A 14,835-nucleotide genomic window follows, 5' to 3' on the forward strand; every position below is an offset into this window, starting at 1 on the left:
ATAATTATGACAACAACAGAGCAAAACATAGACAAAATCTTAATTCCAATTCTGGAACAAGTTTCAGATCCTGAAATTCCGGTATTGTCAATAATGGATATGGGAGTTGTTCGTACAGCTGTTATAGAAAATAATATTGTAAAAGTTCAAATAACGCCAACCTATAGTGGTTGCCCAGCAATGGATGTTATTGGAGACGATATTAAAGCGGCATTAAAAGCAGAAGGATACAAGTCTGAAATAGAATTAATTCTAGCTCCAGCTTGGACTACCGATTGGATTACACCAAGAGGTAGAAAAGCTTTAGAAGATTATGGTATTGCAGCACCTTTAAGTGCGGAAGCAGATATAAGTGTTTTGTTAGAAGGCAAACGTTTGGTAAAGTGTACCAATTGCGGTTCTAGAAACACAAGATTAGTAAGTCAGTTTGGCTCAACAGCATGCAAAGCACAATTTCAGTGTGACGATTGTCAAGAACCATTTGATTACTTTAAATGCCTCAAATGATCGTCATTGCGAGGAACGAAGCAATCTCATAATTAGATTGTCATTCAGAGCGAAGCGAAGAATCTCACAAAATAGTAATGAGATTATAAATTAAAGAATTTGTCATTCCGCACTAGATGCGGAATTTAGAAATAATAAAATAAGGTATGAGTAATAATTCAATTCTTTTAAAAATAGAAAGCAAAGTAGCGTATATCACGCTAAATAGACCAGAAGTATTTAATAGTTTCAATCGTGAAATGGCATTTTTATTGCACGACACATTAGATGCTTGTGAAAAGAATGAAGAAGTGAGAGCAATCGTTCTTACCGGAAGCGGAAAAGCTTTTTGTGCAGGTCAAGATTTAAAAGAAGTTACAGATCCAGATTTAAATCCAGGATTTAAAAAAATACTAGAAGAGCATTACAATCCAATAATTACAAGAATTCGTTCTATTAAAAAACCAATTATTGGTGCTATTAATGGCGTGGCTGCAGGAGCAGGAGCAAATATTGCTTTAGCTTGCGATGTTGTTGTTGCTCACGAAAAAGTAAGTTTTATTCAAGCATTTAGTTTAATCGGTTTAGTTCCAGATAGTGCTGGGACTTTCTTTTTACCAAGATTAATCGGATTTCAAAAAGCATTAGCATTAGCGATGTTAGGTGATAAAATTGGTGCTGAAGAAGCCGAAAAAATGGGAATGATTTATAAATGTGTTCCAACTGAAGAATTTGAAGAAACGATTAATAAATTAGCTTTAAAAATGGCAAATATGCCAACTAAAGCATTAGGAATGATTAAGGAATTATTCAATAAATCGATGACAAATGATTTAGAAGCTCAATTGGCTTTAGAATCTAAATTACAAATAGAAGCAGCACAAAGTAATGACTATGCAGAAGGTGTTGCAGCATTTATCGAAAAACGTAAACCAAACTTTAAAGGAAACTAAAAGTTGTCAGTTCGAGTGAAATTGCTTTTTTAGTAATTTTGTATGGAAAACATTAGTTTGTCATTCAGAGCGCAGCGAAGAATCTAACCAAATATAAGTTAATGTCATTCCGCACTTGATGCGGAATCCACAATAAAATAAAACATATGAACGTAGGAATCATAGGAGGAGGAACAATGGGAAGTGGCATCGCGCAAGTTGCTGCAACTTCTGGTTGTAAAGTAAAATTATACGATACTAATCAAGCTGCTTTAGATAAAGCTAAAGCAAGTCTTGAAAAAATATTATTGCGTTTAATAGAAAAAGGAAGAATAGACTCTGAAGAAAAAAATAGAATTCAAGCAAACATCTCTTACGTAAACAATCTAAAAGATTTAGCCGATTCAAACCTGACTATTGAAGCAATTATCGAAAACCTTAACATCAAGAAAAAAGTGTTTTCAGAATTAGAAAGCTATGTTGCAGACGATTGTATTATTGCATCAAACACATCAAGTTTATCAATAGCATCCATTGCAGCATCACTTAGTAAACCAGAACGTTGTGTAGGAATTCACTTTTTTAATCCAGCACCTTTAATGAAGTTGGTTGAGGTTATTCCAGCTATTCAAACATCAAAGGAAGTGCTTGAAAAAGCAATACAAACTATTAAGGATTGGAAAAAAGTAGTAGCAGTCGCTAAAGATACTCCAGGATTTATAGTAAACAGAGTAGCAAGACCATTTTACGGAGAATCATTAAGAATCTACGAAGAAGGATTAGCCGATTTTGCTACGATTGATAATAGTTTAAAATCTTTAGGCCATTTTAGAATGGGAGCATTCGAACTTATGGATTTCATAGGAAACGATGTTAATTATACAGTAACCGAAACTGTTTTTACAGCATTCTATTTCGATCCAAGATACAAGCCATCATTTACACAAAAACGTTTTTCAGAAGCAGGTTATTTAGGTCGTAAATCTGGAAAAGGATTTTATGATTACGATGCAAACGGCAAGAAAATAGAAGACTCAAATGTCATTCAGAGCGATAGCGAAGAATCTCAAAAATTAGCAAACCAAATATTTGATAGAGTTCTAGTAATGTTAATCAATGAAGCAGCAGACGCATTGTTTTTAAACATAGCATCTGCAGAGGATATTGATACAGCAATGACTAAAGGTGTAAATTATCCTAAAGGACTATTAGCTTGGGCAGACGAAAAAGGAATCGATTGGTGTGTATCAAAATTAGACACATTGTATAACGAATACCACGAAGATAGATACCGTTGTAGTCCATTATTACGTAAAATGAATAAAGAAAATAAAACATTTTTTTAATATAATGTCAGTTCGAGTGAAATTGCTTTTTTAGCAATATTGTATCGAGAACAAGAGAGGCTTCGTGATATAATTTGCTTAAGCTACGCTTAGGTATTTTTAATCAAAATATATTTTAATTTCAATAATTTCACAAATCACTCGAAGCGACAAAGAATAAATATGAAAGGCGAACAAATTCCACATAAAATGCTATCTCAAGATGCTTACAGCACTTGGTTAGGAATAGAAATTCTAGAATGCGAAATCGGACGATGTAAAGTTGGAATGACCATTAGAAAAGAAATGCTAAACAGCATGAACAAAGCACATGGTGGAATTAGTTATTCATTAGCAGACACAGCTTTCGGATTTGCAGCAAACACGCATGGTAAATATGCAGTTTCTATCGAAACAAGTATAAATCATATCGAAGCATTAAACGAAGGCGATTATATCGTTGCAGAATCGATAATAGAAACTGTAAAAAACAGATTAGGCTTCAATATTATTGAAGTAAAAAGAGGCGATGAAATGGTTGCACTTTTTAAAGGTGTGGTTTATCGTACTCAAAAAGATTGGGAAGAATAAAATCACTTTGATTTTAAGAAAAAAACAGAGTAAGTAAGTGCGTTAGGGATTGCAGTGACATCCTTTTTTACGTCAGTTCGAGTGAAATTGCTTTTTAGCATTTTGTATCGAGAACAAGTAAAAAAGATATAACGGAAAGCCCGACCTTAAGGTAACGCAAAAAAAAGAATAGTAATAATTAAAAGATACCTGCTTTCGCAGGCATTTAATATGAAAGAAGCATACATAATAGACGGAATTAGAACACCAATAGGAAGTTATAAAGGCACATTATCTGCTGTGAGAACAGACGATTTAGGAGCATTAGTAATTTCAGAAATTGTAAAACGTAATCCAAGCATCCCAAAGGAAGCTTATGATGATGTTATTATGGGTTGTGCAAACCAAGCAGGAGAAGACAATCGTAACGTTGCGAGAATGTCATCACTATTAGCAGGCTTGCCATTTACAGTACCAGGAGAAACAGTAAACCGTTTATGTAGCTCAGGATTATCAGCAATAATTCATGCAAATCGTGCCATAAAAGCAGGAGATGGAGACGTGTTTATTTCCGGTGGAGTCGAGAACATGACGCGTGGACCATACGTTATGGCAAAACCAACAACCGCATTTGGAGGCGATTCTAAAATGTACGATTCAACTTTTGGATGGCGTTTTATCAATCCTAAAATGCAACACATGTATGGTACGGATGGCATGGGAAACACTGCCGAAAATCTTGTAGAGAAATATAATATCTCAAGAGAAGATCAAGATAAGTTCGCATATTGGAGTCAAATGAAAGCGACTAAAGCGCAAGAAAACGGACGCCTAGCAAAAGAGATTGTTACTGTAGGAATTCCACAACGTAAAAAAGATCCTATTCAATTTTCAAAAGATGAATTTGTAAAACCAACAACATCTTTAGCAATTTTAGGTAAACTAAGAGCAGCATTTAAAAAAGAAGGCGGAAGCGTAACAGCTGGAAACTCTTCAGGATTAAACGATGGTGCAGCAGCAACAATTATAGCATCAGAAGATGCAGTAAAAAAATACAATCTAAAACCATTAGCACGAATAGTAAGTTCGGCAGTTGTTGGTGTAGAGCCAAGAATTATGGGAATTGGCCCAGTTCAAGCCTCAAATAAAGCGCTAACAAAAGCAGGTTTAACAATGGACGATATCGATATTATCGAGCTTAACGAGGCCTTTGCAGCGCAAGCATTAGCATGTACTCGTGCTTGGGGAATTGCAGATAACGATCCAAGAATAAATCCAAACGGTGGTTCTATCGCAATCGGTCATCCATTGGGTGTTACAGGAACTAGAATCGCATATTCGGCAGCAATCGAGTTGCAAGATACCAACAAACGTTACGCGTTAATTACAATGTGCATTGGCGTTGGTCAAGGTTACGCAGCGATTATTGAAAATGTAAATTTGTAATATAGTTTGGGCGTTACCACAAGGGTCGCGCTTTCACTACTCGCTCTTTTTGAGAAAAACAAAAAGGAGCTCAAACAAACCGTTCAATCGCTAACGCAGGTGTTCGGTTTAACAATAAGATTAACGTCACTTCGAGTGATTCCGATTTTTATCGGAATTGTATCGAGAAGACATAAAATAGATTCCCGATTTCTCGGGAACGATAAATAAATTTATCGATGAATAAAATAGAGCATTACGTTCAAGGACAATGGACAACAGGTAAAGAAGAAGGAACACCAATCTTAGACGCTGTAACTGGCGAAGCCTTTACAAGCATTGCTATCGAAGGTTTAGACGTTCCAGAAATTCTAAACTACGGAAGAACAAAAGGAGGAGAGGTCCTTCGAAAAATGACGTTTCAAGAGCGTGGTAACATGCTTAAAAGTTTAGCATTATATCTTACTAAAAGGAAAAATTCATTTTACGAATTAAGTTACAGAACAGGAGCAACCAAAGTAGATAGTTGGATAGACATCGAAGGTGGTTTTGGGAATTTATTCGCAAATGCTTCATTACGTAAACTGTTTCCAAATCAACCGTATCACGTAGAAGGTGATGCTATCGATTTATCTCGTGGCGGACGTTTTATGGCGCATCATATTATGGTGCCTAAAAAAGGAGTCGCAGTACATATTAACGCTTTTAATTTTCCAGTTTGGGGAATGTTAGAAAAGTGTGCAGTAAACTGGATGGCTGGAGTTCCAGCTGTCGTTTTACCAGCACCTTCAACTTCTTATTTAGCCGAGGCTGTAGCTAAAGAAATAATAGCTTCAGGTATTTTACCAGAAGGCGCATTACAAATTATAAACGGAACCGTAAAAACCATTTTAGATACGGTAGAGTCTCAAGATGTTGTAACATTTACAGGTTCTGCAAAAGTAGGACGCTTACTAAAAGCGCATCCACAATTAATACAAGAATCTGTGCCATTTACCATGGAAGCCGATTCTTTAAACGCATCCATTTTAGGAGAAGATGCCGTTCCTGGAACACCAGAATTCGACTTGTTTATTAAAGAAGTAAGAAAAGAAATGACGGTTAAAGCAGGACAAAAATGTACTGCAATACGTAGAATTATTGTTCCGCAAAATTTAGTGGAAGATGTGCAAACTGCATTATCTAAAGCATTAGATAAAATAACTATTGGAGATCCAAGACTAAAAGAAGTTAGAATGGGATCTTTAGTAAGTCATCAACAAGTGCAAGCAGTTAGAGATTCGGTAAATGATTTATCTAAAGAAGCACAAATTGTTTATGGAAGTTTAGATGAAATAAACACCATTGGAGCAGATGCTAAAAAAGGTGCTTTTATTAGTCCAATTTTATTAAGATCAGATCATCCATTTCAAAATACAGTTATTCACGAACGTGAAGCATTTGGTCCAGTAAGTACCATTATGCCATATAAAAACTTAGACGAAGCTATTACTTTAGCACAAATGGGTAAAGGTTCTTTAGTGTCTTCAATTGCAACAAACGATGATAAGATTGCTAAAGAGTATGTAATTAATGCTGCATCTCATCATGGTCGTATTATGGTTGTTAATCGCGATATGGCTAAAGAAAGTACTGGTCATGGTTCTCCATTACCATATTTAGTTCATGGAGGTCCAGGGCGTGCTGGAGGAGGAGAAGAAATGGGAGGAATGCGTGGGATAAAGCATTATTTACAGCGTACAGCAATCCAAGGTTCACCAACTACAATTACAGAAATTACTGGAATTTACCAGCAAAACGCAAAATATAAGGAAGCAGAAATGCATCCGTTTAAATACCATTGGGAAGACATCCAGCCAGGAATGTCTATGAAAACTCACAGACGTACATTTACAGATACAGACATTATCAATTTTGCAAATGTTACTTGGGATCATTTCTATGCACATACAGATATTACCTCTTTAGACGGAAGTATTTTCGAACAAAGAACTGCACATGGTTATTTCATTATTTCAGCTGCAGCAGGATTATTCGTCTACCCAAACAAAGGACCAGTTTCAGCAAATTACGGATTAGAAGAATGTAGATTTTTAAGACCATTATATCACAACGATACTATTTATGTACGCTTAACGTGTAAGCAAAAAGTAGATAGAGATGTCGCTTCGGCAGAACATCCAAGCGGAATTGTAAAATGGTATGCCGAAATTTTTGATGCAAATACCGATGAGAAAGTAGCTTTCGCAACAGTCTTAACAATGGTTCAGAAAAAGCAAGAAGTTTTAACTGAAATTACTGAAGACAAAATCAACGAATGTCTTTCTGCATTAAAAGAAGATGCAAAACCTAAATGGGGAATCATGACGCCACAACACATGGTTGAGCATTTAGAATATACATACAAAATCGCTTCAGGAGAAATTCAGGATTTTGAAATTGCTACACCTGAAAAGATTTTAGAAAAAGTGCATAATAGTTTATGGAACTTTGATAAGTTTCCAAAGAACTCTCAATTTCCTCAGTTAGAAAAAGATACTTTAGAACCTTTAAAGCATCCTGATTTAGCTACAGCAATAGAAAAATTTAAAGCGCAAAGAGAAAAGTATTTAGAGTATTTTAAAGAAAATCCAGAAGCTAAATTAAAGAATTTAGTCTTTGGTGAATTAAGTAAATACGAATCGTATTTGTTAGAAAGAAAACATCTTAACCATCATTTTGAGCAATTCGGATTAATATAGTTTGTCATTCCTGCGTAGGCAGGAATCCACAATAGAAAGTTATAATATAAAATAGATTCCTGTCTTCACAGGAATGACAAAAGAATAAATAACATGAACACACCATACGTAAAATTAGATATAATAAACGAAGTAGGATATATAGAATTCTTTCATCCTGCACATAACTCGTTACCAGGAAATGTATTAGCTAAATTAGCGCAAACCATTACCGATGCTGGAACAAACGACGCTATTAAAGTGGTTGTTTTAAAAAGTGGAGGAGATAGAACGTTTTGCGCAGGAGCAAGCTTCGAAGAGTTAATAAACATTAACGATGCAGCAACAGGAAAAGTATTCTTTTCTGGTTTTGCAAACGTAATCAACGCTATGCGTAAATGTCCAAAATTTATTATTGGACGCATTCAAGGAAAAACTGTTGGTGGTGGTGTTGGTTTAGCTGCTTCAACCGATTATTGTATGGCTTCAAAATTCGCAGCTATTAAGCTTAGTGAATTAAATATTGGCATTGGACCATTTGTAGTTGGACCAGCAATCGAACGTAAAATGGGATTAAGCGCAATGTCGCAAATCGCAATAGACGCAAACACGTTTTATCCTGCAGAATGGGCAAAACAAAAAGGATTATTTACCCAAGTTTATGAAAGCACAGAAATGTTAGAAGAAGCCGTAAAAACAACAGCAGAACATTTATGTACTTACAATACTGAGGCTATGCAAGAGATGAAAAAGGTATTCTGGCAAGGTACAGGCGATTGGGATTCACTTTTGGCAGAACGTGCTCAAACAAGTGGTAGATTAGTGCTTTCAGAATTTACAAAAGAAAAACTAAAAGGATTTAAATAAAACGGTCATTCAGAACGCAGCGAAGAATCCCATGATGAGATTACCACGTCCTTCGTCCTCGCAATGACAATAATTAATAATATATGATTTATAGTTTTAAAGGCTACATTCCAGTCGTACACGAATCTAGTTTCGTACATCCATTAGCAGCAGTAACGGGAAACGTTATTATTGGTAAAAACTGTTATATTGGTCCAGGAGCAGCAATTCGTGGAGATTGGGGGCAAATTATTTTAGAAGATGGTGTAAACGTACAAGAAAACTGTACAGTACATATGTTTCCAGGTAAGTCTATTACGCTTAAAGAAAGTGCACACGTAGGCCATGGTGCTATTATTCATGGTGCAAATTTGGGTAGAAATTGCCTAATTGGAATGAACACTGTAATTATGGACGATGCTGAAATTGGGGACGAATCCATAGTAGGAGCAATGGCATTTGTAAAAGCAGAAACCAAGATTCCTAAACGTAGTTTAGTCGTTGGTAATCCTGCAAAAGTTATTAAACAGGTAAGCGACGAGATGATTGCTTGGAAAACAAAAGGCACACAATTGTACCAACAATTACCAACAGATTGCCACGAGAGCTTAAAAGCTGTAGAACCGTTAAGAGAAGTGCCTGAGAATATGAAAATGCAGGACGATGTTTATAAAACACTTTGCGATACATTCAAAAAATAAGTTGTTGTCACTTCGAGTGATTCCGATTTTTTTATCGGAATTGTATAGAGAAACTTTTTGCTAGAATTTTATTCAGTTTTTGTAATTACAAAACACCACTCAAATCAATCACATTTGTCTCTTTTCCAGTAGAAAGCGTAATTAAACTCTGTACATTTCCAAGGTAAGGAAGTAGTGTCAGTTTAGTTATAATAAACGTTTCATAAGCCTCAATATCTTCAACTACTAATTTCAATAAATAATCAAAATTCCCACTCACTCTGTGGCATTCCACAACTTCTGGGAAGTTGTTTATTTCTTTTACAAATTTTTCTAAATAACTTCTAGTATGACCTTGCAAAGTAATACCAATAAATACGGTAAGTTTTAACCCTATTTTCTTATTGTCTAAAACGGCTACATATTTTTTTATATAACCTTCTTTTTCTAGTTTTTTAATACGCTCAAAAATAGGTGACGTTGTCATGCCTAGTTCTTTAGCAATGCTTTTTGTCGTTCTATTACTATCTGTTTGGAGAATGTTTAAAATTTGCGTGTCAATTTTATCAAGAGCATGTGGCATAAAGCATATAATGTTTTAAATAGCTTCAAATGTAGTTATAAAAGAAAAATAATCTTTATTTATTTAGAATAAAAGAATATAATTCTTATTAGAGTTAATTTTTAAGTTTTTAACAATTGTAAATTCTATTATAACTTATCTTTAATTCTTGAAATAAAAATAAATATAGCTTGAAAAATTTCGAATTAAAAATGCCTAAAATGGGCGAAAGTATAACCGAAGGAACTATTATCAATTGGTTAATAGCAGAAGGAGACTCTTTCGATGAAGGAGATATTATACTTGAAGTAGCAACAGACAAAGTGGATAACGAAGTACCAGCTCCAGCAGCAGGAACTTTAATAAAAACCATGTTTCAAGCAAAAGATGTTGTGCCTGTTGGAGAAGTTATGGCGATTCTGGAAGTTTCGGAAGAAGTAAAATCTTCAAACAAGAAGAATGTTGTTAAAAGCGATAACGAAGAACCTCAAAAAAATAAAAAAGAAGTAAAAAGACCGAAACCAGTTCAAGCAGCTTTGTCTTCAACTTCATTTTCAACATCAAACAGTAACACCTTCTTTTCGCCATTAATTATAAAAATAGCAAAAGAACACCACATTAGTTTTGAAGAGTTAGCACGTATTCCTGCAACAGGAAACGAAGGCAGACTTCGTAAAAGCGATGTGTTTCAATATATAGACGAAGGACGACCATACAAATTCGCACAACCAGTAGCCGAAAAAGATCCAACGGCATATAGAATTCCACAATTAAACTTTGATAAAGGCAAAGGGAAAGTGATCGAAATGGACAGAATGCGCCAAATGATTGCAGATCACATGGTGTACTCAAAACATACATCGCCTCACGTTACCGCTTATGTAGAAGCAGATATGACTAATATGGTAAATTGGAGAAACGCAAATAAGGGCTCTTTTCAAGAAAAGCATGGAGAGCGTTTAACCTTCACACCATTATTTGTAGAAGCTGTAGCGAAAGCAGTTAAAGATTTTCCAAATATTAATGCTTCGGTAGATGGTAATAACATTATTGTAAAAGAAGATATTAATATTGGTATGGCAACAGCATTACCAAGTGGAAACTTAATAGTTCCTGTAGTAAAAAATGCAGATACTAAAAATTTAGAAGAGATCGCGAGTAACGTAAACGAACTAGCAGGAAAAGCTAGAGAAAACAAACTAGCAGGAGACGATATAAAAGGCAGCACCTTCACAATTTCTAACGTAGGAACTTTTGGTAGTGTCATGGGAACACCAATAATTAATCAGCCAGAAGTTGCCATTTTAGCATTAGGAATAATTAAGAAAAGACCAGAAGTTATCACTACCGAGAAAGGAGATGAAATAGCTATTCGTAGCATGATGTATTTATCACTCTCTTTCGATCATCGTGTAGTAGACGGGTTCTTAGGAGGGAGTTTTGTAAGAAGAGTAGCAGATTATTTCGAGCAGTTCGATACTAATAGAACAATATAAAAGCACTGTCACTTCGAGTGAATCTGAGGCACGAAGATTTGTATCGAGAAACTATAAATAGTTCTCGATATAAAATTGCCAAAAAAAGCAATTTCACTCGAACTGACAAACAGATTAAAAAATCACGACAAGAGTAATCAGCCAAGATTAGTGAAAATTAGTGCAGTTCGTGTCAAAAAAAAACAAGCATATGAAACATAACATATCAATACAAAAAGTAACCGAATCTAAAGTCGCAAACATAGACTTCAACAACATACCATTAGGAACCACATTCACAGATCACATGTTTATTTGCGATTACGATAATGGAACATGGATAAACCCAAGAATAGAACCAATGGGAATGATTCCAACACATCCAGCAGCAATGGCTTTACATTACGGACAAGCCATTTTCGAAGGAATGAAAGCAACGGTAGATGCAGATGGAAATCCAATGTTGTTTAGAGCAGATAAAAATGCAGCACGATTAAATACAAGTGCAGATAGAATGGGAATGCCTAATTTTCCAGAAGAGCTATTTGTAGAAGGTCTAAAACAATTAGTAGACATCGAGCGTAGTTGGATTCCGCCAATAGACGGAAGCGCGCTATACCTAAGACCATTCATGTATGCCGACGAGCCATTTATTGGTATGCGTGCAGCAAACCATTATAAGTTTATAATTATGGCATCTCCAGCAGGTCCGTTTTTTAGTAAACGCATAAAATTGTGGGCCGAAAAACAATACATACGCGCAGCAGCAGGAGGAACAGGAGAGGCAAAAGCAGCAGGTAATTACGCAGCAGCCATTCGCCCAACAGAGTTAGCAAAAGCAAAAGGTTACGATCAAGTATTGTGGCTAGACGCAGTAGAACATAAGTACATTCAGGAAGTAGGAACCATGAATATTTTCTTTAAAATCGATGGTAAATTTATCACACCAAAACGCGACGGTTCTATATTAGACGGCATCACGCGCATGAGTGTTATCGATGTTTTAAGAGATAAAGGTTACGAGGTTATAGAACGCGCCATCACAATCGATGAGGTTCAAGAAGCATCAAAAAACAACACCTTAGAAGAGGCCTTCGGTACAGGTACAGCCGTTGGTATCGCTTACATTCAAGAAATTGGATTAGAAGGCGAAACCATTCATGTATCTAACGAAAGTCCAGTTGGTTTAGAAGTAAATAATGCCTTAAATGATATAAAGACAGGAAAGGTTGAAGATAAATTTGGATGGATGATTAAAGTTGAAACCACGTTAGTTTAAGATAATTTTGGGCGTTACCACAAGGGTCGCGCTTTCGGCAGTCGCTTTTTTTGAGAAAAACAAAAAAGAGCTTCAACAAATGCCTCAATCCCTAACGCAGAGGCAATATCACTTCGAGTGATTCCGATTTTTCATCGAAATTGTATCGAGAAGTAATCAAAAGTTCTCGATACAAAATTGCAGAAAAAGCAATTTCACTCGAACTGACGTAACGATTGTCATTCCTGCGAAGGCAGGAATCCACTTCGAAGTAGATAATATAAGTATAATATCATTAAGAGTGAAAGCGAAGAATTTCAGTGTGTCTCTGTGAAAATTCAGTGAAACTCTGAGTAATAATTAAACATAAATTAATGTCATTAAGAGCGAAAGCGAAGTATCTCATCAAGAGATTGCCACGTCCTTCGTCCTCGCAATGACAGAACGATTCAAGATGAAAAAAGAAACACTAAAAAAAGGATTTTCAAAACTCTGCACAGCAAAAGCAATGGCAGAATTATACGAAGCTAATTTTAAACAAGTTTCAAAATACGTACATGCAACATCTCGTGGACACGAAGCCATTCAAATAGCTTTAGGTTTACAATTATTACCTCAAGATTATGCATTTCCATATTACAGAGACGATGCCATGTTATTATCGTTTGGTTTAGAGCCTTACGATTTAATGTTGCAATTGTTAGCTAAAAAAGACGATCCATTTTCTGGAGGAAGAACATATTATTGTCACCCAAGTTTAAAAGATGACGATAAACCAAAAATTCCACATCAATCCTCAGCAACAGGTATGCAAGCTATTCCTGCAACTGGAGTTGCAATGGGAATGCAGTATAAAGAATTACAAGGTTTAGACGATAAAACACTTAAGGATTTACCATTCGTGGTGTGTTCTTTGGGAGACGCATCTGTAACCGAAGGAGAAATAGCAGAAGCGTTCCAAATGGCAGCATTAAAGCAAATGCCAATCTTATATTTAGTACAAGATAATGGTTGGGATATTTCAGCAAATGCAGAAGAAACCAGAGCGCAAAATGCCTTTGAATATGCACAAGGTTTCCACGGATTAGAAGCTGTTACTATAGATGGTGCAAACTTTACAGAAAGCTATGAAGCCTTAGAAAAAGTAATAGAAACCATTCGTACAGAGCGTAGACCATTTTTAGTACACGCAAAAGTACCATTATTAAATCACCATACTTCTGGTGTAAGAATGGAATGGTATCGCGATGATTTAGAAGAGGCACGTTCTCGTGATCCTTATCCAGTTATTAAAAAACAATTACTAGATGCGGGATTTTCAGAACAAGACGTTTTAGACATTGAAAATTCCGCAAAAGCGAAAGTACAATCAGATTTTGAAAGAGCATTACTAGCCGAAGATCCAAAACCTGAGGATTTATTTACAAACGATTTTGTGCCAACACCAATTACCGAGGAAAAAGGAACACGTTCACCAGAAGGTGCAGAGAAAGTAGTTATGGTAGATTGTGCTTTATTCGCAGTAGAAGAACTGATGAAAAAGCACAAGGAATGTTTGCTTTACGGACAAGATGTTGGTGGAAGACTTGGAGGTGTTTTTAGAGAAGCAGCAACATTAGCACAAAAATTTGGAGACGATCGTGTGTTCAATACACCAATACAAGAAGCCTTTATTGTAGGTTCTACAGTTGGTATGAGTGCTGTTGGATTAAAGCCAATTGTTGAGGTTCAGTTTGCCGATTATATTTGGCCTGGTTTAAATCAGTTATTTACAGAAGTAAGTAGAAGTTGTTATTTATCTAACGGTAAATGGCCGGTTTCTATGATTCTTAGAGTGCCAATTGGTGCTTATGGAAGTGGAGGACCTTACCATTCATCTTCAGTTGAATCTGTGATAACAAATATTCGTGGTATTAAAATAGCGTATCCAAGTAATGGAGCAGATTTAAAAGGTTTAATGAAAGCAGCTTACTACGACCCTAATCCAGTTGTAATTTTAGAACACAAAGGTTTATATTGGTCTAAAGTGCCAGGAACGCAAGGTGCAACATCTGTTGAGCCAAGTGAAGATTATATATTGCCTTTTGGTAAAGCATGGGTTTTACAAGAAATTTGGAAGCAAGAAAATATAGAAACATTAACTATTGTTACTTACGGAATGGGAGTGCATTGGGCAATGAATGCATCGGAAGAATTAGGGATGCAAGATCAGATAGAAGTTATCGATTTACGTACTTTATATCCTTTAGATGAAGACACGATTATGAAATCGGTTAAAAAAACAGGAAAGTGTCTTGTTGTAACAGAAGAGCCTTCAAACAATAGTTTTGCAAGAGCATTATCTGGAAAAATTCAGGAAGAATGTTTTAAATATTTAGACGCGCCAGTAATGACTATTGGTAGTGAAAATATGCCTGCAATACCATTAAATTCTACTTTAGAGCAAACAATGATTCCTTCAACAGAAAAAGTAAAAATAAAAATTGAGCATTTACTTAATTATTAGTTTTGTTTAACTCACTAAGTTAAGAGCATAAATTATTCTATTTTTGCAGA

At 35.5% G+C, this 14,835-nt stretch carries 12 protein-coding genes; 11 read left to right on the forward strand and 1 reads right to left on the reverse strand.

The window, feature by feature from the left end; translation table 11 throughout:
* Nucleotides 1-6: 6 nt before the first annotated feature.
* The 8 genes from paaD (at nucleotide 7) to CW733_RS15400 (ending at nucleotide 9,005) form a co-directional block, all read left to right on the forward strand.
* Nucleotides 7-507, forward strand: a complete 501-nt coding sequence (gene paaD / locus CW733_RS15365; protein ID WP_100998262.1) for a 1,2-phenylacetyl-CoA epoxidase subunit PaaD — start codon at nucleotides 7-9, stop codon at nucleotides 505-507.
* A gap of 146 nt (nucleotides 508-653) precedes the next feature.
* Complete coding sequence (locus CW733_RS15370) at nucleotides 654-1,439, forward strand: enoyl-CoA hydratase-related protein (protein ID WP_100998263.1); 786 nt, start codon at nucleotides 654-656, stop codon at nucleotides 1,437-1,439.
* A 146-nt stretch (nucleotides 1,440-1,585) separates the two neighbouring features.
* Entirely contained in the window at nucleotides 1,586-2,764 is a 1,179-nt protein-coding gene (locus tag CW733_RS15375; RefSeq protein ID WP_100998264.1) for a 3-hydroxyacyl-CoA dehydrogenase NAD-binding domain-containing protein, read from the forward strand.
* A gap of 162 nt (nucleotides 2,765-2,926) precedes the next feature.
* The gene (locus tag CW733_RS15380) at nucleotides 2,927-3,334 is read left to right on the forward strand and encodes a hotdog fold thioesterase (RefSeq protein WP_100998265.1); all 408 of its coding nucleotides are present in this window, start codon (nucleotides 2,927-2,929) and stop codon (nucleotides 3,332-3,334) included.
* A gap of 210 nt (nucleotides 3,335-3,544) precedes the next feature.
* Nucleotides 3,545-4,759 carry a 3-oxoadipyl-CoA thiolase gene (locus CW733_RS15385; RefSeq protein WP_100998266.1) on the forward strand — a complete coding sequence of 405 codons (1,215 nt, stop codon included), beginning with the start codon at nucleotides 3,545-3,547 and terminating at the stop codon, nucleotides 4,757-4,759.
* Between the two features lie 218 nt (nucleotides 4,760-4,977).
* Entirely contained in the window at nucleotides 4,978-7,479 is a 2,502-nt protein-coding gene (gene paaZ / locus CW733_RS15390; RefSeq protein WP_100998268.1) for a phenylacetic acid degradation bifunctional protein PaaZ, read from the forward strand.
* 93 nt (nucleotides 7,480-7,572) lie between these two features.
* Nucleotides 7,573-8,325 (forward strand): enoyl-CoA hydratase/isomerase family protein, encoded by a 753-nt coding sequence (locus CW733_RS15395; protein ID WP_100998270.1) that lies wholly within the window; start codon nucleotides 7,573-7,575, stop codon nucleotides 8,323-8,325.
* An 83-nt stretch (nucleotides 8,326-8,408) separates the two neighbouring features.
* Nucleotides 8,409-9,005 (forward strand): transferase hexapeptide repeat family protein, encoded by a 597-nt coding sequence (locus CW733_RS15400; RefSeq protein ID WP_100998272.1) that lies wholly within the window; start codon nucleotides 8,409-8,411, stop codon nucleotides 9,003-9,005.
* 85 nt (nucleotides 9,006-9,090) lie between these two features.
* Here the strand turns inward: CW733_RS15400 and CW733_RS15405 are convergent, their stop codons facing one another.
* Nucleotides 9,091-9,567, reverse strand: coding sequence for an Lrp/AsnC family transcriptional regulator (locus CW733_RS15405; protein WP_100998274.1), 477 nt, complete (start codon nucleotides 9,565-9,567; stop codon nucleotides 9,091-9,093).
* Between the two features lie 200 nt (nucleotides 9,568-9,767).
* Here CW733_RS15405 and CW733_RS15410 point away from each other — a divergent pair, with 200 nt between their 5' ends.
* The 3 genes from CW733_RS15410 to CW733_RS15420 all read left to right on the forward strand — a co-directional run bounded on the left by CW733_RS15410 (nucleotide 9,768) and on the right by CW733_RS15420 (nucleotide 14,785).
* Nucleotides 9,768-11,042: a dihydrolipoamide acetyltransferase family protein gene (locus tag CW733_RS15410; RefSeq protein ID WP_232730431.1), complete on the forward strand. Its 1,275-nt coding sequence runs from the start codon at nucleotides 9,768-9,770 to the stop codon at nucleotides 11,040-11,042.
* Nucleotides 11,043-11,232: 190 nt separating this feature from the next.
* Nucleotides 11,233-12,300: a branched-chain amino acid aminotransferase gene (locus tag CW733_RS15415; RefSeq protein ID WP_100998275.1), complete on the forward strand. Its 1,068-nt coding sequence runs from the start codon at nucleotides 11,233-11,235 to the stop codon at nucleotides 12,298-12,300.
* A 433-nt stretch (nucleotides 12,301-12,733) separates the two neighbouring features.
* Nucleotides 12,734-14,785, forward strand: coding sequence for a thiamine pyrophosphate-dependent enzyme (locus CW733_RS15420; RefSeq protein ID WP_198520081.1), 2,052 nt, complete (start codon nucleotides 12,734-12,736; stop codon nucleotides 14,783-14,785).
* Nucleotides 14,786-14,835 lie beyond the last annotated feature (50 nt).

It is taken from the genome of Lacinutrix sp. Bg11-31 (genome assembly GCF_002831665.1).
In the GTDB taxonomy this organism is placed as follows: Bacteria; Bacteroidota; Bacteroidia; order Flavobacteriales; family Flavobacteriaceae; genus Lacinutrix.